Annotated in this window: 30 protein-coding genes and 1 pseudogene; 12 read left to right on the plus strand and 19 right to left on the minus strand. The window is 51.2% G+C overall.

Translation table 11 applies throughout. The features are described 5' to 3' along the window. Window positions 1–4 precede the first annotated feature (4 nt). The 19 genes and pseudogenes from OGV69_RS22910 to OGV69_RS23000 form a co-directional block, all read right to left on the minus strand. Window positions 5–1,309, minus strand: coding sequence for a phage portal protein (locus OGV69_RS22910; protein WP_069323621.1), 1,305 nt, complete (start codon window positions 1,307–1,309; stop codon window positions 5–7). Beyond that, complete coding sequence (locus OGV69_RS22915) at window positions 1,309–3,045, minus strand: terminase large subunit (RefSeq protein WP_069323620.1); 1,737 nt, start codon at window positions 3,043–3,045, stop codon at window positions 1,309–1,311. The genes OGV69_RS22910 and OGV69_RS22915 overlap by 1 nt, the downstream gene beginning before the upstream one ends. Beyond that, on the minus strand, window positions 3,045–3,542 hold the full coding sequence (locus tag OGV69_RS22920) for a phage terminase small subunit P27 family (protein WP_069323619.1): 498 nt from the start codon (window positions 3,540–3,542) through the stop codon (window positions 3,045–3,047). Before OGV69_RS22920 ends, OGV69_RS22915 begins: the two co-directional genes overlap by 1 nt. 156 nt (window positions 3,543–3,698) lie before the next feature. Next, complete coding sequence (locus OGV69_RS22925; protein WP_074458489.1) at window positions 3,699–4,049, minus strand: HNH endonuclease; 351 nt, start codon at window positions 4,047–4,049, stop codon at window positions 3,699–3,701. Beyond that, entirely contained in the window at window positions 4,049–4,639 is a 591-nt protein-coding gene (locus OGV69_RS22930; RefSeq protein WP_069323618.1) for a hypothetical protein, read from the minus strand. Before OGV69_RS22930 ends, OGV69_RS22925 begins: the two co-directional genes overlap by 1 nt. Next, window positions 4,621–6,078, minus strand: coding sequence for a glycosyltransferase family 2 protein (locus tag OGV69_RS22935; protein WP_227409169.1), 1,458 nt, complete (start codon window positions 6,076–6,078; stop codon window positions 4,621–4,623). The genes OGV69_RS22930 and OGV69_RS22935 overlap by 19 nt, the downstream gene beginning before the upstream one ends. After that, window positions 6,066–6,401 (minus strand): hypothetical protein, encoded by a 336-nt coding sequence (locus OGV69_RS22940; protein WP_069323616.1) that lies wholly within the window; start codon window positions 6,399–6,401, stop codon window positions 6,066–6,068. Before OGV69_RS22940 ends, OGV69_RS22935 begins: the two co-directional genes overlap by 13 nt. Before the next feature lie 136 nt (window positions 6,402–6,537). Beyond that, window positions 6,538–7,071, minus strand: coding sequence for a DUF2514 domain-containing protein (locus tag OGV69_RS22945; protein ID WP_069323615.1), 534 nt, complete (start codon window positions 7,069–7,071; stop codon window positions 6,538–6,540). Between the two features lie 2 nt (window positions 7,072–7,073). Further along, window positions 7,074–7,493, minus strand: coding sequence for a structural protein (locus OGV69_RS22950; protein WP_060854482.1), 420 nt, complete (start codon window positions 7,491–7,493; stop codon window positions 7,074–7,076). After that, window positions 7,480–7,809, minus strand: a complete 330-nt coding sequence (locus OGV69_RS22955; protein WP_079967939.1) for a phage holin, lambda family — start codon at window positions 7,807–7,809, stop codon at window positions 7,480–7,482. Before OGV69_RS22955 ends, OGV69_RS22950 begins: the two co-directional genes overlap by 14 nt. A gap of 396 nt (window positions 7,810–8,205) precedes the next feature. Then, window positions 8,206–8,805 carry a hypothetical protein gene (locus OGV69_RS22960; protein WP_069323614.1) on the minus strand — a complete coding sequence of 200 codons (600 nt, stop codon included), beginning with the start codon at window positions 8,803–8,805 and terminating at the stop codon, window positions 8,206–8,208. A gap of 19 nt (window positions 8,806–8,824) precedes the next feature. Next, window positions 8,825–9,820, minus strand: coding sequence for a DUF968 domain-containing protein (locus tag OGV69_RS22965; protein WP_069323613.1), 996 nt, complete (start codon window positions 9,818–9,820; stop codon window positions 8,825–8,827). Beyond that, on the minus strand, window positions 9,817–10,500 hold the full coding sequence (locus OGV69_RS22970) for a phage antirepressor KilAC domain-containing protein (RefSeq protein ID WP_069323612.1): 684 nt from the start codon (window positions 10,498–10,500) through the stop codon (window positions 9,817–9,819). The genes OGV69_RS22965 and OGV69_RS22970 overlap by 4 nt, the downstream gene beginning before the upstream one ends. A 13-nt stretch (window positions 10,501–10,513) precedes the next feature. Beyond that, window positions 10,514–10,899: pseudogene (locus tag OGV69_RS22975) on the minus strand (RusA family crossover junction endodeoxyribonuclease). Next, entirely contained in the window at window positions 10,896–12,215 is a 1,320-nt protein-coding gene (locus OGV69_RS22980) for a phage N-6-adenine-methyltransferase (RefSeq protein ID WP_069323611.1), read from the minus strand. The pseudogene OGV69_RS22975 and the gene OGV69_RS22980 overlap by 4 nt, the downstream one beginning before the upstream one ends. Next, window positions 12,212–13,069 (minus strand): conserved phage C-terminal domain-containing protein, encoded by an 858-nt coding sequence (locus OGV69_RS22985; protein ID WP_069323610.1) that lies wholly within the window; start codon window positions 13,067–13,069, stop codon window positions 12,212–12,214. The genes OGV69_RS22980 and OGV69_RS22985 overlap by 4 nt, the downstream gene beginning before the upstream one ends. Continuing rightward, window positions 13,059–13,238: a DUF4222 domain-containing protein gene (locus OGV69_RS22990; protein WP_024135702.1), complete on the minus strand. Its 180-nt coding sequence runs from the start codon at window positions 13,236–13,238 to the stop codon at window positions 13,059–13,061. The genes OGV69_RS22985 and OGV69_RS22990 overlap by 11 nt, the downstream gene beginning before the upstream one ends. Window positions 13,239–13,410: 172 nt before the next feature. After that, entirely contained in the window at window positions 13,411–13,962 is a 552-nt protein-coding gene (locus OGV69_RS22995) for a YmfL family putative regulatory protein (RefSeq protein WP_069323608.1), read from the minus strand. Continuing rightward, complete coding sequence (locus tag OGV69_RS23000) at window positions 13,955–14,200, minus strand: Cro/CI family transcriptional regulator (RefSeq protein WP_000205493.1); 246 nt, start codon at window positions 14,198–14,200, stop codon at window positions 13,955–13,957. The genes OGV69_RS22995 and OGV69_RS23000 overlap by 8 nt, the downstream gene beginning before the upstream one ends. A 102-nt stretch (window positions 14,201–14,302) precedes the next feature. On the opposite strand from OGV69_RS23000, the gene OGV69_RS23005 reads away from it, so the two are divergent. The 12 genes from OGV69_RS23005 (at window position 14,303) to OGV69_RS23060 (ending at window position 22,472) form a co-directional block, all read left to right on the plus strand. Next, entirely contained in the window at window positions 14,303–14,929 is a 627-nt protein-coding gene (locus OGV69_RS23005; RefSeq protein ID WP_048217445.1) for a LexA family protein, read from the plus strand. An 853-nt stretch (window positions 14,930–15,782) separates the two neighbouring features. After that, the gene (gene rdgC / locus OGV69_RS23010; protein WP_069323607.1) at window positions 15,783–16,700 is read left to right on the plus strand and encodes a recombination-associated protein RdgC; all 918 of its coding nucleotides are present in this window, start codon (window positions 15,783–15,785) and stop codon (window positions 16,698–16,700) included. Between the two features lie 387 nt (window positions 16,701–17,087). After that, complete coding sequence (locus OGV69_RS23015; protein WP_069323606.1) at window positions 17,088–17,627, plus strand: hypothetical protein; 540 nt, start codon at window positions 17,088–17,090, stop codon at window positions 17,625–17,627. Continuing rightward, window positions 17,615–17,791, plus strand: a complete 177-nt coding sequence (locus OGV69_RS23020) for a hypothetical protein (RefSeq protein WP_001253787.1) — start codon at window positions 17,615–17,617, stop codon at window positions 17,789–17,791. The genes OGV69_RS23015 and OGV69_RS23020 overlap by 13 nt, the downstream gene beginning before the upstream one ends. After that, window positions 17,788–18,042 carry a hypothetical protein gene (locus tag OGV69_RS23025; protein ID WP_048216132.1) on the plus strand — a complete coding sequence of 85 codons (255 nt, stop codon included), beginning with the start codon at window positions 17,788–17,790 and terminating at the stop codon, window positions 18,040–18,042. The genes OGV69_RS23020 and OGV69_RS23025 overlap by 4 nt, the downstream gene beginning before the upstream one ends. Beyond that, entirely contained in the window at window positions 18,039–18,383 is a 345-nt protein-coding gene (locus OGV69_RS23030; protein ID WP_069323605.1) for a hypothetical protein, read from the plus strand. Before OGV69_RS23025 ends, OGV69_RS23030 begins: the two co-directional genes overlap by 4 nt. Continuing rightward, on the plus strand, window positions 18,376–19,053 hold the full coding sequence (locus OGV69_RS23035) for a hypothetical protein (protein ID WP_069323604.1): 678 nt from the start codon (window positions 18,376–18,378) through the stop codon (window positions 19,051–19,053). The genes OGV69_RS23030 and OGV69_RS23035 overlap by 8 nt, the downstream gene beginning before the upstream one ends. Before the next feature lies 1 nt (window position 19,054). Beyond that, window positions 19,055–19,624, plus strand: a complete 570-nt coding sequence (locus tag OGV69_RS23040) for a 3'-5' exonuclease (protein ID WP_048216422.1) — start codon at window positions 19,055–19,057, stop codon at window positions 19,622–19,624. 40 nt (window positions 19,625–19,664) lie between these two features. After that, window positions 19,665–19,901: an excisionase family protein gene (locus tag OGV69_RS23045; protein ID WP_069323603.1), complete on the plus strand. Its 237-nt coding sequence runs from the start codon at window positions 19,665–19,667 to the stop codon at window positions 19,899–19,901. A 58-nt stretch (window positions 19,902–19,959) separates the two neighbouring features. After that, complete coding sequence (locus OGV69_RS23050) at window positions 19,960–21,273, plus strand: tyrosine-type recombinase/integrase (protein ID WP_069323602.1); 1,314 nt, start codon at window positions 19,960–19,962, stop codon at window positions 21,271–21,273. Next, window positions 21,252–22,025 carry a DUF72 domain-containing protein gene (locus OGV69_RS23055; RefSeq protein ID WP_069323601.1) on the plus strand — a complete coding sequence of 258 codons (774 nt, stop codon included), beginning with the start codon at window positions 21,252–21,254 and terminating at the stop codon, window positions 22,023–22,025. Before OGV69_RS23050 ends, OGV69_RS23055 begins: the two co-directional genes overlap by 22 nt. A gap of 51 nt (window positions 22,026–22,076) precedes the next feature. Beyond that, complete coding sequence (locus OGV69_RS23060) at window positions 22,077–22,472, plus strand: MAPEG family protein (protein WP_069323600.1); 396 nt, start codon at window positions 22,077–22,079, stop codon at window positions 22,470–22,472. Window positions 22,473–22,508: the final 36 nt, after the last annotated feature.

The following is a 22,508-nucleotide window of genomic DNA, read 5'->3' on the forward strand; positions in this document are numbered from 1 at the left end:
GCTCCTAGGCGGCCTGTTTCAGCGGAGATTGTTCAAAGGAAATATCGGGGAATACGTGGTTATGCAGCTCTCGCAGGGCCAGGGCCTGAACAGCAGGGTTGCTGCTTTCGAGATTTTTCAGTTGCGTCAGGTTGAGCTGAACGGTGTAAATATCGCCCCCTTCAATTGGCGGCATGTTCTCAAGACGACGAACGTCATTACGGGACATCCAGCCATTCTGAAGCGCGCTGGTATAGTATGCCGCGCGACCGGTACTATCGGCTCGCAGTAGACCTTCAACAGAGAATTCTGCAAACACTTCGTCATCGCTGTCGAGTAAGCACCGGCCAATTTCCTGCTCAATATTCACCAGCAGCGGTCGAAGAGTATGAGTCAGGAACTGCAGGTTCATACCCTCAAGGCTGGATGCCCAACTGCTTTGTTTCGTGGTGTGACCAACCATAAAAGGCGGCACGCGAAACCAGCGGCAGATTTCCTCAATACTGAAAGAGCGGCTTTCCAGCATCTGGGCGTCTTCCGGATTCATGGTAACGCCCTGATACTTCAATCCGCCTTCAAGTACCATGATTTTCCCGGCGTTTTTTGAACCGGTAAATGCAGCCATGTAGCTGCGAAGTCTTTCACGTTGTTCGTCACTCAGCGCATTATCAGCGGAGAGAAAACCTGAACTCTGAAGCCCCTGTTCAAATATCTTCGCAGCAGACTCCTCAACCGCCATTGCTGAACCGATCACATCCCGTCCGGTTTTCATCGGCATCATGCCGCAAACACCGTCCAGACCGAACCCGCGAATGTGCATGATGTTTTTGACCGGAATGACGCGCTCGTTTCCGTTTTCAGTGTATTTATATTCCAGCGCCCCGGTAGTGAGACGTTTAACCACCATGTTCTGCGGCAGTAAAGGCACCAGCGAAACCAGGCGGTTTGCGATGAATTTCTTCTCAATGAAGGCGTTCCCGCGCAGGCAGATACTGGCAACCACCATCAGCATAAAGCGTGATGGTGTCATTTCTGAATTGGGGCGGCGGCACAATATCGAATAGGCCGGATGATCGGTTGCCGCTTTGCGCGAACCGTCAGGCTGCCGAACGTATATTTTCAGCGGAAGGGTTGAAATAGACTCGCTTAACAGCCTTACGCATGCCCACACAGCCGATAGCTGGATGGCTTTATCGGCCGTGACCACCTTTCCGCTACTGCTGGTGCCAAACCATTCCTCCCAGAACGTGCCGGTAGTCAGGCTGATAGGCACACCAAGCCAGTTAAGCAGAGCGCTTTTCACCCTGCCTGGCTGTTTGTTTTTTTTCATCAGAAACCTACCATGATGGGATTATTGAAGAATCCGGAGAGATCCTGCTGGTCGTTGCCACCGTTAACCAGAACGCGGCTCATTGCTGTGAACAATGCCGCCGGGCCATCAATCTTGGCCTCTGGTGTGGACTTGTTCGGGAAAATGTTCTCGTTCCGGTCAGGTTTGACGGTTACGTTGGACATCATCCAGTTCATTACCGGGTGATCGCTGTGATGGAAGCGGCCGCCGTATACCAGTGCTTCGACCTCTTTCATCGCCTCAGAGAAATTGCGAACCGTCTGCGGCACTTCCACCAGCGGCAGCCCTTCTTCTGCCAGCGCAAGGCTGAATTGCGTCGCACTCCACGGGTCGAAGCCAATTTCTTTCAGACTCTCGCCAGCAACCCACACCTGCAGCTCTTCCTTAATCTGAGTATGGTCGATTACATCCCCGTCGGTAAGGATCAGCTTGTCCATCTCGGCCCACTTACGATAGAGCTCTGCCATCTGGCGTGAACATTTCTCAAGGCGTCCTTCCGGCAGCCAGAATTTAAAATCCGCATGAACATGGCCACCTGGCGCGCGCCAGACTTTAGCGGCTGCACAGATATCAATTTTGTTTGAAAGGTCAACGCCAACCCAGGAGGGATAGGTTTTAAGTTCGTGCTGCGGGGCGATAAACTCGCATTTTTCCCATTTCATCATGTCCATCCAGGCAGACTCAGCGGTAACCCAGATATTCATGTGTTTGGTGAAAAAGTTAATCCTGGCCGAAACCTGCTCTTTCGCCTTTTTAGCCAGGCGGCGCAGGTCATCCCAGCGCTTACAGATACCCAGCCCCGGATTCGCCTTCTGCCAGACTTTTTCATCAAAGGGATCGTCACCTTCATCTAAGGTGTAGATGATGGCAAAAAACGTATCGTCTTTAACCAGGCCGCGCAGGACCTTGATTGCGTAATCGCGTAGTTCGTAACAGATACCTTCTTTGTTGAAGCCGGCGGTGGTGATACCGAAAAGCAGCGATTGCAGACGCGCGCCTGTGGCCGTCTCCAGAACGTCCCAGACGTCACGGGTTTTATGAGCATGCAGCTCGTCGACGATGGCACAGTGGATGTTCAGGCCATCGAGGTTGTTCGCATCTGATGATAAAGGCTCGAATTTGGAGGCCGTTTGCTCCTGGTAGATAGCGAGCTTGTTGAATTCGAAGATCCGCCCAAGAGTGGCTTTCGCCTTCTTGACCATATTTTTCGCGTCTTCAAAAACAATTCGCGCCTGGTCACGGGTGGTTGCAGCGGAATAAACCTCCGCCCCGCCCTCGCCGTCAGCGCCAGCCATATAGAGCCCCACGCCGGAGCAAAGTGTTGATTTGGCATTTTTACGGGCCACCTCAACATCTGCTGTACGGAAACGCCGAACCATCACCGGCCGACCGCTGCCGTCGTTACGCAGGACGGTTTCCCCCGTCTCTTCGTTAACCAGCGGGATAACAAAACCAAAAATATTAATCAGGATGAAAACATGCCAGTCCATCAGCTCAATCGGCTGGCCTGCCAGTGCTCCTTTAACATGAGGCACGAATTTATAAAAATTGAGGATATGTTGTGCGCGGGGCTCGCTGAAATAGATGCCACGTTCTTCACCGTGCTTCAGATCATCAAGAAATCGCTGACAGGAAAGACGGACAAATTCACAGGCAATAACCTCCCCGGCAACGACGCGTTCGGCGTAACGTATGCCATCAGTAACTTTTGCCATCAGTCCCTCGAATTTAGAAATTGACTTAACAGATCATCATCGTCTGGTTTGTCTTTACTGACCTTAGACCTGCTGGAAGGAGTCATACCAAACTCCGCTAACATCGCGCGAAGTCGCTTCCAGGCATCAGCTTTCATCATGGCTGCCGGATGCGGCTTGATCATGCGTATTTCACGTTCTTTCCCTTCATCAGCATCATCATCGCTGTATACCGCATAGGTATAACCTTCCCGATCCAGCGTTTCACAATGATGGCGGTATTCCGTATATGCCTCTACCAGCAACTCCAGAGCCCTGGCATCCAGCAGAGATATAACGCCAATGGCATCAAGTTCTTCGGCCATCCGCTTAAACCAGTACTTCCCCTGCTTGTCGAAATGCTTGGGAACTGGGGGGACCCCTTTAGGTGGCTGCGGCTCGTTTTTGTTGATTGGTCGTTTGGAAGGGTTACCCCTCACCAAACGCAGATGGGTAGGGGTTTTCGGCGGTCCTGACATAATCGAAAACTCCTATTAATCATCGGCTGGGAGACCCCAAAAAAAGTTTTCTAACCTGCGGCGATGTGAAGAAAGGCTAGGCGGCGGTCCTTTGGCGCGTCGTTCCTGAACTTTCAACCCGCCCTCCCCCTCTGTCGATGCAAGTGAGAATTTATATCATTTGAGCCTTTCGACCGCTGTCTTCGCCCTGTGGCAGGGCTTGCAGAGGCTTTCTAGGTTGGACAGGTCATCGGTCCCCCCATTTGCTTTGGCGGTGATGTGGTCCACCGTCTCAGCGGGTGTATACCTTCCATTTCGCAGGCATTCCTGACAAAGGTGTTTATCTCTTTCGAGAACGATTGGGCGCAGCCTGTCCCACTTGCTGCCATAACCTCGCTGATGCCTGCTCTGTCCTCGCTGATGCTGCTGCCAGCCTTCGTTAAGGTGCTTGGGACAATAGCCTGAGCGGTCAGTGGTTGTGCCAGGGCAGCCACGCTTGCGGCATGCTCTCGGTATTAACGCAGGCATCAGGCTAACCTCCACGCCCGGCGGCGTTCTGTTCGTGGAGCTGAGTCAGGGTGACGCTCAACCGGTTCGCCGTCTGCATGGTCCACCAGCGACCAGCAGGGATAGACGACAACGCCACCATAAGCATCGCCCACGGCATAATCGGCAGGCTTACTGCAGTCCCATTGAGACAGCACACGGCTGATGCTTTGAGGCGGTATGCTGTAGCACACGCCATGTATCAGGCGTTGCAGCATAATGAAGTCAGACCTCACCTTATCCGCATTAATCAGGCGTTCAGCTATCTGCATTTGGTATTGCGGTGGCCGCCCAGTGCCCAGATAAAAACTAAGCATGTCGCCAGGGAAACGAGCCAGCCAGCCCGTAATCTTGTCTCTGAATCCACGTACAGGCAGCGCGTCGTCTTCCAGCACCACTACCCGGCAAGGTTGCTCAGCAGCCCATTCGATAGCGCGCCGGTGATTCCAGTTCGCACCGTGATTCCCTTCATCGATAAGCAGGTGTGCGCCAAGTTCGCCAGCCAGCAATGCAGCTGAGGCATAGCGGGAATGGTGACCAATCACAACATACTTCACTTGTGTTTCCACCATGCGGTCTCCTTTCCGAAGCCATCCGTTTTAAAGATGGTATGCACCAGAGGGCCGGTAACGATTCGATTACCGAATGACTTTGCAGCCATCCCGAAAGCGCCCATGTCCACCAGCGTGGCGGGAGCTGCTTCCATCTTCCAGAAGCGGTGGCTTTCAATAAGGTAATGCTGACGGATGATCCGGTGGGCGAACTCCATTACATCTTCACGGCAGCCACCAATCAGGCCAGCATTAAGCAGTTGCTCATCCCGGTGCAGTTCGAAGAACTCGCTATAAGCTTTGCCGTGGTGATTGTCCTTCATCCATTCGTCAAAGTAGGTTTTGTGCTCAGAGCCAACGTAAATTTTACCCGGCGCCATCTCTTCCCAAGGCTCACGCAGCATTTCAACGTCTGTCCCGTCAGTACACCAGACAAGATGGTATTCAGGGTGGGCACGAAGATACTGATAGATGTGAAGCCAGCGAGCAAAGTAGGGGCTCATAGCCAACGGCGGGACTTCAAACAGACCGGCGCCAGTTGGCGACTCTTTTAATTCGTCAGCCAGGACAATCGGCAGCGCGCCGGATATTGAATCTGCCCAAGCCTGAAGAACCTGCGGGTCGGGTTTCATCTTCCTGCCTCGCTGTGGGTCTGGCTGGCTTGTGAGCAGCGTCGTAATCACTAGATTTGGATTTCTGCTGTACGAGGCAAAGCCTGTATAACCGCTGTCGCGTCGGGCGTTGAAGATGCCAACGTTTCTTTTTACCAGTGCCTCTCGGTCAGGCCGTGGTATTGAGCGCGCGCCCTCTTCGTACTCGTCCATTGAGTGAATCAGCTTTTCAGAGCCAATTACATCAGCGAACGCCCACGACGTTAAACCAGCGTTGTGAATCCGAAGCGCCAGATCGGGATGCTCGTACATGCCACGACCGTATACCGGATCAAAACCGCCAACCTTATCAATGGCGCTGCGGTGGTAGTACAGCATTACACCGCGCTGCCCGGTGTAAGCGATATGCTTATCATCCCTGTACAGGACAGCCATATCGTTAATCTTTCGTGGGCCAGCGAGGTCAAGAAACTGATAAGCCAGATGGGGCTCTGGTGACTCGATGTAGGGTAGATGCCAGTTATCAGCTATTGGCCATGCATCATCATCCCACAGGAAAAGATGCTCACACCCTGCGTCCACCAGCGCTGTCAGGCTGGCGTTCTTGGAAGCGACAATGCCGCGTGATTGCTCATGGCGTACCAACTTAACCCCATCAGGAACTATTGCAGCAGGACTTGATCCATCGTCTATCACAACCACCAGCGCACCAGATGGAAGATGCTTCATGTGCTGCTCAATGGCACGCTTAAGCACTTCAGGACGATTATGGGTTGTGATTGCTATCCCAATACGTACTTTATTATCGCCTTCTGGTATAAAACGTACCCCGTTTATTAATACTTCCATAAACCACCATCAGAGAGATTATGTTTGGCAACAAAGTCTTTTACTAAATCTCGTAGTTCGTCTGCCTGCTCGATGGTTAATGGCTTATCTGGATGGATTACAACGTTAAGTTCGGTAGAAGCGCTGGGATTATCTAAATCAATTCGTGGTTGTTTTTCGGAGTGTTCATTGCTGAGATTAAATGTCGCAATTACTTTCGGCATTTCGTTTGGCGAAGTTTCTACCACCGTTGAAACCTGACCATCAATAAGCAAGCCACCTACGGCTATTCCATACCCGAAGAAATGATCACCGCGATACAATTTTGCAAGCTGATACTTCATGTGCGTTTCCTTTTAGACGTGAGCCTGTCGCACGGCAATGCCGCCCGAGAGGTAAACGCAACCTAACGGCATCACCCAGGCTCACTACTGAAAGACTCTCTTCATGGTGCGCGTGCGATGCGCATAAAAAACCCCGCTATCGCGAGGCTATAGGATTGTTATTTGACTCTCTCACCGAATCGTAAATGCGTTCACAAGTCATCCCGGCGGCATAGCGTTCGTCAGCGATTCCAGCATAACGTTTAGCTTCTGCTGCAATATCTCCGAGCATGTTGGCGAGCATTCTGGCGTCGGCGTCGGTTGTTTTGCTTCTGACGGCAGCGGCAAGATTTGCGGTGTGCTTTGCGGCGTCCAGGCGGGCGGCAAGCTTTGTTGCTTCGGTGCGCAACTGACTAACAGTGGCAGACAGGCCAGCAGCAGTGGAAGCAGATTTAGCGGCTTGTTCTTGTGCATATTTTACAGCCTCATCACGGGCAATAATTCGCCCTTGTTCAATTATGCGGGCTGCGGTCTGCGCGTTCGCTGTTCGCGATGATTCCACGCTATTACGGTCAGCCCACTTCTTTTCCCAGCCCCGATCACTCCAGACATTTCCGGTGATAAACGCGCATACCACCAGCAATATTAGCGCCAGTGGTTTCCAGTATTGTTCCACCAGCGCGATATTCATGATTACCCCGCCAGTTCGACTGCGCGAACAAACGTATCGAATCCGTAAGGCTGGCTACCGTTCTCGTGCTTAATGATTGCCTGTAGCAATTTCATCATGAAACGGCTGTCGCTGGTATCGATGCGCTGGTCGGGGGTAACGCCCGCCGCCTGAGCCACGCTGTTGATATACGCCTGTGTATTGTTCTCGTTTGGCGGGGCCCAGCGTTTGATAATGCCGCTTACAGTGTTCAGACCATGCTTGCGCTGGTAGTTGCGCAGGATGATGATCATCGCCCGGATACCATACTCAGGCGTGGTGAACTGGCAAAATGCTTTATCGGTGCGCTGTGTTTTGGGTGCCAGGCCCTGCCATTCGTCACCCCAGCGGATATTGCCGGGATTATTGTTGCGGATACCGCGGGAAACATTACTGGTTGTCATCGGTCACCCCTGCCCTTTTTTTGAGTGCGCTGATAGCGATTTCGCGCAGTTTGTCTACGCCGACGAATCCAATCACACCACCGACGAACGGTGATATCGATACAGGAAGGCCAACCACATCAAGCGCGCTGGTGATGCATAAAGAAAGGGCGCCACAAAGGACGCCCTCAAGCCATTTATTTTTTCGTGTTGCACCGTCATATATCAGACGACCATAGGCAATGAGTCCGGCCATTGACGCCCCCAGAATCTGGGGCCACGCATTTTTGAGTCCGGTCAAAACCGCAGCCCAGAATTCAGGGTTTTTGTCATTCATTTTCATAGCCTCACCTCGCATAGTTAGCGGGTGCTGTTTGTAGTAAGGGTCAGGCTTCACGGGCTGGATTTATCAACAAAGCACGTAGCGGATGATTCCCGTGAGCCTGAAATGAAAAAGCCCCGCAGAATTGCGAGGCTTTATATTTGTGGAAGATTAGATCGACGATATGACAGGGGTACTGGTGCAATGCACCTCGCGAATACCCCTGTCGTATCGCCGGAAAGCAAAAACCCCGCGCTGGCGGGGTTCTCGTTATATTCAAATTGTTCGCTTTTCGTCGCTGCCATCGCGGCGCAGCTCTGCCAAGCATGAATGGATTATCTGATTTTCTGGCCCATTTTCAACTCCATTATCAAAAAATAGCATTAATAGCTAAAATTGAGTTCAGTGTGTTTATTCAGATAACTGTTTTCGTGCTGCCAAAAAGGTCTTCGCTCTGAATATTTCCAAGCACCAGCGCACGCGCTTTCTTGCCTCCCCATCAGTCAGCCATGGCGCGATTACCTGTAGTTCCCGGGTGATGTCTGAGATTTTTTTTCGAGTGGTGTAATACTGAAGACCAACAACATAAACAGGATCGTTTATATCCAGTGCCTGTAGCACGCATTGCTCAACAAAATCGACATCGTCATTATGCAGGGCCTCGTCAATTACACTGGCAGGTGACTGGGGCCAGAGAATGCTGTGCGCCCTGTTCATTGCCTGCTGCCCACGGAATCCCTCTTCTCGTGCCTGATTCAACGCAGCAGTGAAGCGGTCCAGTGCCTTATCTGACCAGTTACGACCTCTTAGTACATTCCAGCAGGCGTGGCCCCGCGGCATACGGGGTGCAGTTTTTCCTCCCACACCCTCGCCCCATGTGGTGAGCAGGGATTTAATCCATCCGGATTGGATCCCCGTCAGAAGAATGCTTTTACCCAGCCAGCTTTTACGCGGAGCAGATGCTGCTTTACCCAGTGCTTCAAAATGATTGCGGCGTTGATGTGGTGTCATCCTGTTCTTCTCCATACGCTTAAGCTTTCGCAATTACGCCGATCGCCAGCGCCCGATCCATAAAACGCAGTAGCAGCTCAAGCTGCGTACCATGCTTCTGCTCGAATGCCGGTACATCGGCGTGTAACTCTTCGTGGCACTCTCTGCACAGAGGGATCACGAAGAGGTCATGGGCTTTTGTTGCTGTCCCCCCCATACCGTGCCCTACGATATGGTGCGGATCATCTGCTGACCGTCGGCAACACTCACAGGGTTGTGTTTTTACCCAGCGGGTGTAAGTCTCATTTATCCAGCGGCGTCGCTTTGGCCTTAGCATGAAAGATTCCGGAGACTCCGGATCAACAGAGAGCGTGAGGATCTTCTTCGCCTTCTCCTGAACGAGGCTGGTTGCAGAAGCAGAAGGCACAATGTCGCTTTCCCTCATGACCGAGCGGATCTTCTCATCCGGAAGGCATAGCCCCTTGTGCGCAACGCTTTCCGGAATAACATCAGCCAGGTCGTTTCTGACCATCCACCAGCACAGTTCCGGAAGCGTCAGGATATGCGACTCGGGAAAACCAGAATCACGCCGAATGACTTCCAGAATCCAGGATACCAGGTTTCCGGCCGCTATACCTGCAAGCTGTTCGGTATGCTGCCCCGACAAAGTGTGATCGCAATGCCAGCACAGGCGAATACTTCCTGGTGGGTGCCGCATTGTTGTGAAGTTCTTGTCGTGCCACGATGAATGTGGCCACTGGCATTCAAACCGAGAACTCAGCCACTGCTCAAGGGAAGGAAGCCCACCGGCACGCTGAATAACCCGCTCATTCCCGAAGACCTGCCGCATTACCGGGTCATCAGCCAGCGGCTGAATGGCTGCCGGAACAGCCCCGGTATTGAATGACGCCATTTCTTCTGGTTCAGGCTCGAGCAGAACGCGACCACGCATGAAGAGGTGCATCAGTTCCGCACCGGGACGGAACAGCACAATCCCCATACGATGGGCGATCTCGGGGGTAAGCAGAGCTCTCACGCGACCTGCCCCCTGGCAATGTGTTCTGCCCACAGTCCACCAATCCAGCGCACACCTTTCGCCGTGAAACGTGCCTGGCTGAATGCATGATTTGAGGTTACGGATGTGCCGGTTTTCACTTCAAAACGCCCCGCATCAATATGCTGATGCCGTGGGGTCATCGTTCCGCCAAGGCGATACATGATGTCGTTCTCAAGGAGGAATAACCGCAGATCTGGCTCTTTGGCCTTAAGCAGTTTTGCCACCTGGCGGAATGACATTGACCCACTGGCTGTACAGTACCGATCAACAAACGCTACCTTCGGCGCCGCGGCAGCCAGTTCGTTAGTCAACTGCTGTTTTTGTTCTGCAAGGTCAGCTGCAAGACGTAGGGCTTCAGAGAATGATTGAGGAATCATCTGCTGCTGTGCCTGCTCAAGCTCCTGCCAGCGATCAACCAGACGCGCGGTAAACTCCGGCGACAGCTGCGCGACAACGATATAACTGTCCCGCTTCCCTATCAGATAAACCGCTACCGACTGATTGAGGTGATTTTTAACTTCCCCCATTGGGGGGAGTTCAATAACACCGCGCTCTGCCAGGCGTTCAATGGACCGTTTAACATGGTCATGTCGTGATTCCACCAGCTCAGCAATATCGCTGCTGGACATGGTTAATGCTGTTGTTGCTAATTGGCTCATACTTTTCTCCATATCAGGCGGCTGCACCCGCCGGTTCATATCTGCTGATCGTTATCTCTACCCGACCTTTAGGCACTACGGGTCCCCATTCCACCAGCATGCGCTTAATCTGGCTGTCGTCTTCCCAGACACCCGCATGTGTCAGCGCGTCAAACAGGGCTTTGTTGTAATTATCGATATCCCGGCGGCGCGCATCCGGCGGGTACAGAGTGATTTCTACCGCTGCCAGTTCAGTCGATGGCTTCGGGAGACGTCGTAATTGCTCAATGATCGCCACGCAGGCAGCGCTCTGGTATTTACGGCCATCAGCGCTATGAGGTGACGACCGGTCAGCGGCCCCTTGTTAGGGGCGCGCCAGTAAGTGTTCACGCTCGGAGGAAAAGGCAGGACTAGTTTCACGCGGCCTCTCCCCGCATATTGCGAACAAGTTCAGAAGCAGCAGTAATGATTTCGCTGGCGGCAGTCCGCTCCAGCCAAAGTTGATTGATATTGGCTTTCAGCTTGTGTTGCTGTGATTCATCCAGCATGTCAGCACCATCCACCTGGTCGAATACAATTCCAACCTCCAGCGGCCAGATACGGGACTCGGAAAGCTGATCAGCTACTGGTTTCGCCTTCTCACGGATATGCGCGCGGATCTGGCGAATATTGAACCAACTGGAAACATCTAGGCTCCCCATGGCAGCAATAAAATCAGTGCTGTTCATGCCGTATTCACCAGATGCCTCAAGGGCAACAGTCCGAATACGTTGAGAAATATCTAACCATGTAGAAGCATCACCCGATTTAATCGACAAAAGCCACGCATCCACACCGAACAAAATACTATCTCGAATAAGCAGCTTCGCTTTATCGATCGTTAATGGTGATACCTGAGTAAATTCCGGTGCTTCGACAGAATCCGCCGCCCAGGTATGCCCAAACTTCGATTCACTGAATGTGTATTCTTCTTTATCGCCGAACGCAGCTCTAACGCATGCCCACGCCTCTACACCGCTGACATCAAAAATATCTTTCTGAGTGAGTGGCAACTCTACTTCTGGCTTGCCAGCTACAGATGGTGTGGCAGTTGCAGGTTGAGACTTGCTGACAGCAAATTGCGCCAAAGTCATAAACGCCTGCCCTTTTGCCTCCAGTTCTGTACGGTTGATATAGCTGAACCGCTCACCACGCCATGACTTATCGAATACAGCTATGGCACCGGCAAAAAACGCGCTGGTGGGCTTCTGTTTTTCGTCAGCAGGTACAAACCACACAGGCAGATCGAACCCAATGCGCCCGCGAATGAATACAATGTGATCGGCATCTTCCGGCCACCACGTTTCACTCGGCGCGGCTTTTATCAGGAATACATAGCGACCGCCCTTTTCACGCTGGGCTGCTGCGTACTTCATGATGTGCGTCATACCAGTGATCGCCTGTTTCTCGTGGTACTGCGAACGGCTATACGGTGGGTTGCCATAACCTGCGCCGCCCAGTTCTGCAAGACGTTCAGACCAGTCCTGCGTCAGCGCGTTATCTTCGGCGGTGTACCATGCCGGGCACTTCGCGTTGTCATCGTCAGCAAACAGGTCCAGAACTAATGGACCAAATAGCGCGTTGATCCCCCAAAAAAGCAGATCCGGTGTCCGCCACTGATCGCCAACTTCTTTCAATTCATGGGCTGGTTTGCTACGCAGTACCGCCAGCGCCTGGCAATATTTGTTTAACGTCATCCTCTGAACCCCTCTGGAATCGTTGTATCAACCGGACCAAAAGCCATCACATCGCGTTTTTTCGCCCCCCAATCAGCGCGTTTAGGCCGTCCCTTCTGATCCCAGCGGGTAGCGCTTTGCAGATAGCTCTCGAATTTCTTCGGGCCAAACAGCGTTTCCGGCCTCATGTACTGGTACTGCTCGTCGTTCTCGTGCCAGTGCTCATGCTTCAGGTCGATAACCAGTTGCAGGTCTGCAACGCTGTACCCCTCACGCAGTCGGGCACGGATGTTCTCCAGGGATGTTTTTGATTTCTGATACCGGGATCCGCTGATCTGGTTCAAATGAGACAAAACCAAAATCGCCTGGTCAGTAATCACGACTTCAGGGTCTGGTTGCGCTGCAACCGGACAAGAGGGTTTTGAAGTTACTTGTGGATCTTGTTTTGATTTTACTGACGGATCCCCGCCAGATTCTGACGGGTCAAAACCGCCTTTTTTGCCAGATTTCGACGGGTCAGTTTTTGAGGCGTCAAAATTTGATGCGTCAGATTTTGACGTGTCAGAATCTGACAGTTGAGAAAATGCGGCAGCCTGAAGTTTCGCCACATTCAGGCGGTACACGTTCGAAGCATTACGGTTACCATTACGGCGCTGTGTACGCGTGAGCCAGCCATCTTTTTCAAGCTTAGCGATTGCCGTTCTGATAGTGCTCGGCCCTGCGCCAAGCTGGCGAGCAATAGTTTCAATGGACGGCCAACAAACACCTTCATCGCTGCTGAAATCAGCAAGGCGAGCCATGATCGCGACACTAGACAACTTCATGCCCGACGCAGCGCAACCATCCCATACGTAGCCGGTTAATTTAGTGCTCATGATCGTCCGTTATCTCCCTGAACTTCTGCCTGAATTGCTCAAGTGGGCTGAAACATTCGTGCGGGTAACCATCACGCAGATAGATAACGCGCTGTGTTTCTGGCTCCCAGCGGATAACACGGACTGGCACTCCGCGGTTGTCTTTGAACCTTCGGTTAAGTTCGCGCACAGGCGTTTTTCCCTCCGGTTGTAGACCCCCACAATTGAAACCGCCCTACTGTGGTTACACGGAACCCAGCGGTTTGATAATCTACGTTCATACCGAAACAACGGAGAACCCGAAACCGGGATCATCCTGAGTTGCGGTAGACGGTTAAAAGCCGTTAAACTGCTCATGCGGATTATTTCTCCATACTCGAAGAGTTGTTCGCCAAGGCGCCCGGAGCTGCACACTCGCGGGCGTCACTCTTTTCAGCGACACAAAAAACTCGATAAAGAAGCGCTACGTGCTCCTGGAACTTCGCGATAACCTGATAGCTGTTTTCCTCAATCTGAGCACGCTCATCTGCGTCAATTACCCCATCAGCCGTGGCTTTACGTACAAAATTCGAATGACGGCCTATCCATTCGATGGACTCCATCAGGCGCTGATTTATATCGGCGTTATCCAGATCATCGACATCTGCCAGCGGTACAAATACGCCCTGAGAATGGCGCGCAACGGCATCAGCGATATGGGTTGAACCACCAGCACGTTGTAAAACCATTGCCCAGCCCAGCGGGAAAATCTGGTCGCCATCAATACGAAGGCGGTTAAACAATGCGTTCTCTGTCACGCCCAACCATTCCGCCGCCTCGGCATAACCGCCATGTAGATCTGTGATCGTTTTTTTTATCGCCGCAACCAGCCAGGCTGGCTGGCGTTCGACTTTCCAAATAGGTTCGTTACCCACGGTTTATTCCTTTTTCCTGTGGTTTGAGTTTTACTGAAGCTTCACTACGCTTTTCGTAAAGGTCGGGATGGAAAACCAATTTCCCCCCAGTCCGATAGGCTGCTTCTGCTGCACGTCCTTTCGGGATTAGGCGACCAGTTCTATTACGCCACTGGTAAACGGCCTCGCTTGTGATTCCAAAAAATTCGGCAACTTTCTCAGTACTGCCGAAGTAGTTTTCAATGTCATCGGTTGTCATAATGCCTCCTTAGCTAAGTTTGATTAGATATTAATAACCAATTTAACTTTGGTCAATAAAAACTAAGATTGCTTAGCCTTTTAATTTTTTTATGGTGTTCAAATGGAAACTGTCGGTCAGCGCATCAAAGCTCTCAGGCGCGTAACCAAAACTTCGCAGAAAGAACTGGGTAAGTTCTGTGGTGTTAGCGATGTGGCGGTTGGGTATTGGGAAAAAGACATTAATGTGCCAGGCGGTGAGTCACTTTCGAAACTTGCAAAGTATTTCAATACTTCAATTGATTACATACTCTATGGCACTGAATTCGAAGGAAATCTGATAACCAAGATGCGAAGGATTCCGGTGATCTCTTGGGTTCAGGCTGGACAGTTTACAGAATGTAAAGCAGCAGAAGTTTTCAGTGAAGTAGATAAGTGGGTAGAAACATCACTCAGGATAGGTGATAGCTCCTTTGCATTGGAGGTCAAAGGTGATTCGATGACAAACCCTAATGGTCTTCCGACAATCCCTGAAGGGGCAACAGTCATAGTGGACCCTGATGCAGAGCCACTTAATGGAAAGATAGTCGTAGCCAGACTTGATGGGACAAACGAGGCTACTGTAAAAAAACTAGTCATCGATGGGCCTCAAAAGTTCTTAGTTCCCTTAAATCCACGCTATCCAAACATTTCAATAAACGGTAATTGCCTGATCATCGGAGTTGTCAAAGGCGTTCAGTACGAGCTTTAACCCACCTCTAACCTTCCTCTTAACATCAAGCTAAGAATAGTTTGGTGTTTTTTCTTGATCTAAAAGCTAAGTTAAGTTAGATTTAATTCATCAGCAGCGAACAGGCAGGACGCCCACGAAGTAGCCGCCGGTGGCGTATGAATAACCGGATGATTCGCTGACAGGTGTCTTCGGGAGGGGTTGCGAAGCTGGCTTGACCACCAGCAACAGAAACTCAGCCACGATACGGAGCCGTTAACCCACGGCGTGGAGTGTAAATACCGTAGGGGTTGTAGCTGGTTGGTCGCCAGCGCCCCGCCCGAAGATACCTACCACCGCGCCTGATGTGGTTAAAAGAAGGCCAAAGCAATAACAAGTAACTCCCTGTTCTGGCGGTCCGGTGTTTTCCCACTTGTCCGGTAACCGCCAGCCTTTTTCAGGGAATATCAGCCGGTCATGGTAAGCATCTCGCAGGATTCTTACCGGGACTGGAAGAGTTACCACTTGGAGACGGTCCTTATAAATGTCCTGGACAGTGGCGGTACCAGCACCGAGAACAGCGGCAGACGTTCAACTGTGTAAACGGAGAGATGCCAGCTCCCTCGACGGCAGTGACGGCGTGAAGTAGAACGCTGACGGCAGGGAAAGACCAGCACAGGCCAGACGATATCTGAGCGCCTTTAAAAACAGATGGGAGTCGGTGGAAGCCCGACACACAACAGAAAAGGGCATCACCGGGCGACGGGCTCATAACCCAATCCACCCGGGCAAGAGGATGGCGGTTGCAGTCGCCTACAAATGCAGGTGCCCTTCTCTGTTGTGTATGGAGAAACTAACTTTTTAGCGCCGGTGCAGAGGCGTTGAGGAACCGAGAATGAACAATCCGTTTTTCAAAAATATGTTGGTGTATCGCATTAGTCGCGATTTCACCATCAACCAGGAAGAGCTGGAACAGCAGCTTGAACTATTTCGCTTCACTCCATGCGGTAGCCAGGATATGGCAAAAACCGGTTGGGTATCACCACTTGGTCAGCTGTCAGATCGCTTGCATCACACTGTCAATAATCAAGTGTTGTTGGTTATTCGCCGGGAAGAAAAAATACTGCCATCTCCTGTCATTGCTGAAGAACTGCGCAAGCGTGTGGCGCGTCTGGAATCCGATCAGGGGCGTCGCCTCAAAAAAACTGAGAAAGATTCGCTGCGTGATGAAGTGTTGTACTCCCTGCTTCCTCGGGCGTTCTCCAAAAACTCGACTGTTAGTTTGTGGATCAACGTCACAGACGGTCTGATCATGGTTGATACAGCCAGCGCTAAACGTGCCGAAGACTCACTGGCCCTGCTTCGTAAAACTCTCGGTTCTCTCCCGGTGGTACCGCTGACTATGGAAACGCCGATCGAACTAACTATTACCGACTGGGTTCGTTCCGGTAGTGCCCCTGCTGGCTTTAGCCTGGGTGATGAAGCCGAACTGAAAGCTATTCTTGAAGATGGCGGTATTGGACGCTTTAAAAAACAGACTTTGGTCAGTGACGAAATTCATGTGCATCTGGAAGCTGGCAAAGTAGTTACAAAGCTGTCTATCGACTGGCAACAGCGCATTCAGTTCGTTCTTTGCGATGACGGCAGCATCAAACGCCTTAAGTTCTCTAATGAGATTACAGAACAAAACGACGATATCGACCGTGATGATGCGGCTCAGCGGTTCGACGCTGACTTTGTTCTAATGACCGGCGAGCTTATCTCTCTCATTAACGGATTAACAACCTCTCTCGGCGGCGAAGCCAAGCGATAAACACCAGGCAGCAATTACCCCATAAGCATGGGTTGGGTTGCTGCACTCCAAATCTGGCGAAGGTTGGTTCGGAGGGCAGATGAATCATATCGAATTTATTGAGAAGAACGTCAGGGAAATCCTTATAAAACAAGGCTTTTCTTCTTCAGTAGCGCAGGGGGGGGGCATGGCAAGCGATTGATTTATATAAGCGCATGTCACAAGCCAGTAAAAAGGGTGCAATTTTTGATGACGTGATGAGGCATGCGAAAGCATGGGCAGATAAACAGGTTTCGAAAACTGAAGTCACGAAAAGTAAACGCAATCAACCTAAAAACCAAGGTGGTCTGTTTTAAATATTCAGGCCAATAAGTTTGCGCGGTGCAGCGCGCCAATATGGAGAAAACCATGAGCTACATTCAGACATTATCCGGTAAAAAATTAAACTACCTGACCGCCACAATCGACGATATCGATGTTGAGGATATCGCGACTGCTCTTTCCAACATCTGTCGATTCGCTGGGCATCTCCCAGAGTTCTACAGCGTGGCCCAGCACTCTGTGCTTGTAAGCCAGATTGTGCCGCCAGAGTTCGCCTTTGAAGCGCTGATGCACGACGCTGCGGAGGCATATTGCCAGGATATTCCGGCCCCGCTCAAAGCCTTGCTGCCTGACTACCAGCGCATGGAAACTTATATTGATGGTCTTATCCGCTTTAAATTCGGTATCCAGCTTGAGCAAGCTGCCGTCGTGAAATATGCCAATCTAACCATGTTAGCTACCGAGCGCCGTGATCTGGAAATCGATGACGGTTCGAAGTGGGAAATTCTCGAAGGTATTCCCTGCTCTGATCTCGTTCAGGTTATTCCTCTCCGTCCTGGTCAAGCCTATGGCCTGTTCATGAATCGCTTTAACGAACTGGTGGAGCTGCGCCAATGCGCCGCATGAAGGTAAAAGAACTCGTAGCGGAGGCTTTTGCCTCCGTTGCTGAATTGCCACCAAAGCATGCACCGCTTATGCGCGAAGTCGCCACCAGACTGGAAGCTACGTTCGCAGCATTAAAAGAGTCTCTGGTGCAACTTGAACAGGAACGTAAAGGTAAAACGCCATGACCGTATTTGAATATCTCCAGGCTCACCCCAACGCCACCAGCGCTGAAATAGCTAAGGGTTTAAACAAAAAAACAGCTTCGATCGCTGGTTCGTTATCGCAACTCTTTACCACTGGCAGGATCGTGAAGTCTGGTGTTCGCAAGGGCATTCCAACATACCGTGTCAACGATATGCCATTTGGGTGCAGTAACAGCCTAACCATGATGTTTAACCAGTTATTGAATAGAGCCAGACAGGGAGCAACACAATGAGTAAATCACTGAACGCACGTTGCATCCGTCGCTGGACTGTCGAATTTAAAAGCCGCTGCGATTCAAAATACAGTCCGTACTGGCGTAAGCACCACCTTCGCAGTTACATCCGGGAATGCGCCCTGACAACTGCCGACTGCATGGTCGAGCGTATGGCAGAGGATAATGCGATGGTAGATTTTCAGGGGGCTAATCGAGGGTGGTTGCCGGAGTTCTCTGCCTGGTACCACGAACGCCGTGAACAGTATCTCAAAGAGGCGCGCGACTATCTGAACGAAGATGCCACAAATGACGAGGTCGACGAGGAAATCCAGAACGAGCTGGAGGCATGGAATGACTAAAAGCACAAACCACCCGGTGCACGGTCCTGTATCTGTCGATCGCCTGCACCAGATACGCGAGCACCTGCAACATGATACCCAGTACTCAAACGGCGGGAACAGAGCTTACATTCTCGCTGATGTATTGAAGGTGATTGATGGGGCTATTTCGGCGTTTGGTGCTGAGCCTGTGGCGTGGCGATGGTTCCACCTAAATCAATGGCATGTTACCAATGACGAGGAGCGAGCAAGGGATTTATCCTGGGATAGCGTAAAGGTGACCCCACTCTATGCCGCCCCTCCAGCGCCGGTAGTGCCAACGTTCGATCAATGGCTGGCAATTCGCGGTGATAAACCACTTGGTTGGGTCAAAGACGCGATGCGTGAATCGTATGATGCTTGCCGCGCCGCCATGCTTCAGGCTGGCAACTCTCCGGTAACTCAGGATGGTTACGTGCTGGTCCCGAAGAAACTAACCGCTGAGAACGGCGCAAAAAGAGTGCTGTCCGGTGAGTTTTCAGAAACGAAATTTATAAACTGCCCAGAGTGTTTTGGTGATGATGATTGCGAAACCTGCGACGGAAGCGGAAGAATTGAAATCACCGTTCCTGTCACATGGACGACCATCAAAGCTATTTGGGCTAAAGGTGTCGAACATTTCGCAGCAGCACCGCAGCAGGAGAATGTATAACGTGAACAATTTAATGATCGACCTCGAATCCATGGGCAAAAAACCGAATGCCCCTATCGTCTCCATTGGTGCCGTATTCTTCGATCCGCAAAGTGGTGAACTGGGTCAGGAGTTTTACACCGCTATTAATCTTGAAAGCGCTATGGAGCAGGGAGCGGTGCCGGATGGTGACACTATTCTGTGGTGGTTAAGACAAAGCTCAGAAGCACGATCAGCAATCTGTGTTGATGATGCGATGCCGATATCATCTGCCCTATCTGAACTGAGCCATTTCATTAATCGGCATTCTGATAACCCTAAATATTTAAAAGTTTGGGGCAATGGAGCTACTTTCGACAACGTTATATTGCGCGGCGCATATGAGCGTGCCGGCCAAGTTTGCCCGTGGCAATTTTGGAATGATCACGACGTCAGAACCATCGTCACATTGGGCAGAGTTGTAGGTTTCGATCCTAAGCGTGATATGCCATTTGATGGGGTTGCACATAACGCACTGGCTGATGCCCGCCACCAGGCGAAATATGTTTCAGAGATTTGGCAGAAACTAATCCCAACCACCAGCAACAGCTAAAGTTTTCCCCGGGTGCAGCCGGGATAATGGAGAAATAACTATGAGCAATGTTTTCCAGTTAGCTCCCAACGATTGGGTTTGTGAAAGCGTTCTGATCGCGGTTACCGGGCTCAAACCCGGAACCATCCTCCGTGCCAGAAAAGAGTGCTGGATGGTTGGGAGGGAATATATCCACGTCTCGCCTGACGGGAATCCAAAACCGTCCAGTGAGTGCATGTATAACAGAAAGGCTGTAGATGCCTGGGTCGCTTCAATGAAATGCAAGCAGCCAGGGTGATTTGATGCAATGAAAAAGGTAAGCTCGTATCGCTCTTGGGCGTCTGGAGGTAACACCAATGGATAAAGTCACATATCCAACAGGCGTCGAAAACCACGGTGGCACTTTACGCATCTGGTTTAATTTTAAAGGTAAGCGTGTCAGGGAAAGTCTCGGTGTCCCTGACACCGCTAAGAACAGGAAGATAGCCGGGGAACTGCGGACATCAGTATGTTTTGCCATCCGCACAGGAACCTTTGATTATGCAACCCAGTTTCCTGACTCCCCTAACCTCAAGGCTTTTGGTGTAAGTAAAAAAGACATTACAGTGAAAGAACTTGAAGAAAAATGGCTGGATCTGAAACGGATGGAAATCTGCGCGAACGCATTCAATCGCTATGAGTCTGTCGCAAGGAATATGGTGCCGAGGATCGGAGGTAATCGCTTGGTATCAGCAGTAACCAAAGAGGAATTGCTGTATCTCAGGAAAGATTTGCTAACTGGTTACCAGAATCCGACGAAAAACAAAGCCCCGGCAAAAGGGCGAAGCGTTGTTACCGTGAACTATTACATGACGACAATGGCCGGAATGTTTCAGTTTGCTGCGGATCACGGTTACTTAGAGGTGAACCCATTCGAGGGAATTAAGCCTCTGAAAAAAGCCAGGGCAGAACCAGATCCTCTGTCTCGTGATGAATTTATTCGCCTGATAGATGCATGCCGGCATCAGCAGACGAAAAACCTGTGGTCATTAGCAGTGTACACAGGAATGCGTCACGGGGAACTGGTCTCCCTGGCCTGGGAAGATATCGACCTGAAGGCGGGAACAATTACCGTCAGGCGTAATTATACGAAACTTGGTGAGTTCACTCTACCGAAAACCGAGGCAAGCACAGATCGAGTAGTGCATCTTATCCAGCCCGCAATCAGTATCCTGAAAAATCAGGCTGAAATGACAAGGCTGGGCAGGCAATATCACATTGAAGTGCAGTTACGTGAGTACGGCCGTTCGGTGAACCATGAGTGTACATTCGTCTTTAACCCGCATGTAGTCAGACGCAGTAAGCAGGTCGGATTTATCTACCGGGTCGATTCAGTAGGCGACTCATGGGAAGCGGCACTAAAGCGCACGGGGATCAGACACAGAAAGGCGTACCAGTCACGACATACCTATGCGTGCTGGTCATTATCTGCTGGTGCAAACCCGAGTTTTATTGCCAGTCAGATGGGGCATGCGAGCGCGCAGATGGTGTTCAATGTTTACGGTGCATGGATGGCTGACAGCAGCGCAGAGCAGATCGCAATGCTGAATCAGAAGCTGGCAGATTTTGCCCCATTGATGCCCCATAGCCACGAGAACAGTACGGGAGGATTATTAAAATCAGTAAGTTAACCCCTAACGCCCGTCATGTTAACTGCGTGGAGGGCAACACCACGCTGTATGCGTTGCCAAAAGCCGAGATTGTCGCCCGCTGGCATGCTCATACCACTGATGCGTTTCGATTTTGTTTTAAGTTTCCGGCCACCATTTCACATCAGGCCGCGTTGCGTAATTGTGATGATTTGGTACAGGAATTTTTCACGCGCATGTCACCGCTGGAGTCGCGCATCGGGCAATACTGGTTACAATTACCCGCCACCTTCGCCTCACGCGACCTGTCTGCTCTGTGGCCGTTTCTCGACGCGCTCCCCAAATCCTTTACCTACGGTGTCGAAGTTCGCCATCCGGACTTCTTTGCCAAAGGCGAAGCCGAGCAGCAACTGAATCGCGGCCTGCATGAGCGAGGTGTAAACCGGGTGATCTTAGACAGTCGCCCGGTGCATGCCGCCATCCCGCATACTGAAGCGGTACGCGAAGCTCAGCGTAAGAAACCAAAGGTACCGGTTCATGCAGTGGTAACGGCCAATCATCCGATGGTGCGTTTTATCGGTAGCGATGATATGGCACAAAACCGGCAGTTATTTGCAGTTTGGTTAACCAAGCTGTCGCAGTGGCAACAATCCACGACGCCGTATCTTTTTTTACATACGCCGGATATCGCGCAGGCCCCGGAGCTGGTAGACACGTTATGGGCGGATTTACGTAGCGCCCTGCCAGAGATCGGATCAGCACCGTCTATTCCACAGCAATCTTCTCTTTTCTGAAATTGCCACCTATCATAGACAATGCCATCAGCCATTTTAAAGGGAGTTTGTATGGTAAGCGCGCTTTATGCCGTATTGGGTGCGTTATTGTTAATAAAGTTCTCATTTGACGTCGTGCGCCTGCGTATGCTGTACCGCGTTGCCTATGGTGACGGTGGTTTTAGCGAACTGCAAAACGCTATCCGTATTCATGGTAATGCGGTGGAATATATTCCTGTCGCGTTAGTGCTGCTGTTATTTATGGAAATGAACGGCGCAGAAACGTGGATGGTGCATATTTGCGGACTGATTTTGATTTCCGGACGACTGATGCATTATTACGGATTCCACCACCGGCTTTTCCGCTGGCGGCGTTCAGGCATGAGCGCGACCTGGTGTTCGCTGTTGCTAATGGTGCTGGCGAATCTTTGGTATATGCCCTGGGAGTTGGTTTTCTCCCTGCATTAGCGCACAATACGCCACTTTATTTTTCCCGGATTTTTA

Origin of the sequence: Citrobacter sp. Cc139, from assembly GCF_030334645.1 — a bacterium.
Lineage (GTDB): Bacteria > Pseudomonadota > Gammaproteobacteria > Enterobacterales > Enterobacteriaceae > Citrobacter > Citrobacter werkmanii.

What these genes read in the sequence shown, in the direction of transcription:
- OGV69_RS22910 (WP_069323621.1), bottom strand. Translation starts at nt 1,309, where the DNA reads ATGAAAAAAAACAAACAGCCAGGCAGGGTGAAAAGCGCTCTGCTTAAC.
- OGV69_RS22915 (WP_069323620.1), bottom strand. Translation starts at nt 3,045, where the DNA reads ATGGCAAAAGTTACTGATGGCATACGTTACGCCGAACGCGTCGTTGCC.
- OGV69_RS22920 (WP_069323619.1), bottom strand. Translation starts at nt 3,542, where the DNA reads ATGTCAGGACCGCCGAAAACCCCTACCCATCTGCGTTTGGTGAGGGGT.
- OGV69_RS22925 (WP_074458489.1), bottom strand. Translation starts at nt 4,049, where the DNA reads ATGCCTGCGTTAATACCGAGAGCATGCCGCAAGCGTGGCTGCCCTGGC.
- OGV69_RS22930 (WP_069323618.1), bottom strand. Translation starts at nt 4,639, where the DNA reads ATGGTGGAAACACAAGTGAAGTATGTTGTGATTGGTCACCATTCCCGC.
- OGV69_RS22935 (WP_227409169.1), bottom strand. Translation starts at nt 6,078, where the DNA reads ATGGAAGTATTAATAAACGGGGTACGTTTTATACCAGAAGGCGATAAT.
- OGV69_RS22940 (WP_069323616.1), bottom strand. Translation starts at nt 6,401, where the DNA reads ATGAAGTATCAGCTTGCAAAATTGTATCGCGGTGATCATTTCTTCGGG.
- OGV69_RS22945 (WP_069323615.1), bottom strand. Translation starts at nt 7,071, where the DNA reads ATGAATATCGCGCTGGTGGAACAATACTGGAAACCACTGGCGCTAATA.
- OGV69_RS22950 (WP_060854482.1), bottom strand. Translation starts at nt 7,493, where the DNA reads ATGACAACCAGTAATGTTTCCCGCGGTATCCGCAACAATAATCCCGGC.
- OGV69_RS22955 (WP_079967939.1), bottom strand. Translation starts at nt 7,809, where the DNA reads ATGAATGACAAAAACCCTGAATTCTGGGCTGCGGTTTTGACCGGACTC.
- OGV69_RS22960 (WP_069323614.1), bottom strand. Translation starts at nt 8,805, where the DNA reads ATGACACCACATCAACGCCGCAATCATTTTGAAGCACTGGGTAAAGCA.
- OGV69_RS22970 (WP_069323612.1), bottom strand. Translation starts at nt 10,500, where the DNA reads ATGAGCCAATTAGCAACAACAGCATTAACCATGTCCAGCAGCGATATT.
- OGV69_RS22980 (WP_069323611.1), bottom strand. Translation starts at nt 12,215, where the DNA reads ATGACGTTAAACAAATATTGCCAGGCGCTGGCGGTACTGCGTAGCAAA.
- OGV69_RS22985 (WP_069323610.1), bottom strand. Translation starts at nt 13,069, where the DNA reads ATGAGCACTAAATTAACCGGCTACGTATGGGATGGTTGCGCTGCGTCG.
- OGV69_RS23000 (WP_000205493.1), bottom strand. Translation starts at nt 14,200, where the DNA reads ATGACAACCGATGACATTGAAAACTACTTCGGCAGTACTGAGAAAGTT.
- OGV69_RS23005 (WP_048217445.1), top strand. Translation starts at nt 14,303, where the DNA reads ATGGAAACTGTCGGTCAGCGCATCAAAGCTCTCAGGCGCGTAACCAAA.
- rdgC (WP_069323607.1), top strand. Translation starts at nt 15,783, where the DNA reads ATGAACAATCCGTTTTTCAAAAATATGTTGGTGTATCGCATTAGTCGC.
- OGV69_RS23015 (WP_069323606.1), top strand. Translation starts at nt 17,088, where the DNA reads ATGAGCTACATTCAGACATTATCCGGTAAAAAATTAAACTACCTGACC.
- OGV69_RS23020 (WP_001253787.1), top strand. Translation starts at nt 17,615, where the DNA reads ATGCGCCGCATGAAGGTAAAAGAACTCGTAGCGGAGGCTTTTGCCTCC.
- OGV69_RS23025 (WP_048216132.1), top strand. Translation starts at nt 17,788, where the DNA reads ATGACCGTATTTGAATATCTCCAGGCTCACCCCAACGCCACCAGCGCT.
- OGV69_RS23030 (WP_069323605.1), top strand. Translation starts at nt 18,039, where the DNA reads ATGAGTAAATCACTGAACGCACGTTGCATCCGTCGCTGGACTGTCGAA.
- OGV69_RS23035 (WP_069323604.1), top strand. Translation starts at nt 18,376, where the DNA reads ATGACTAAAAGCACAAACCACCCGGTGCACGGTCCTGTATCTGTCGAT.
- OGV69_RS23045 (WP_069323603.1), top strand. Translation starts at nt 19,665, where the DNA reads ATGAGCAATGTTTTCCAGTTAGCTCCCAACGATTGGGTTTGTGAAAGC.
- OGV69_RS23050 (WP_069323602.1), top strand. Translation starts at nt 19,960, where the DNA reads ATGGATAAAGTCACATATCCAACAGGCGTCGAAAACCACGGTGGCACT.
- OGV69_RS23060 (WP_069323600.1), top strand. Translation starts at nt 22,077, where the DNA reads ATGGTAAGCGCGCTTTATGCCGTATTGGGTGCGTTATTGTTAATAAAG.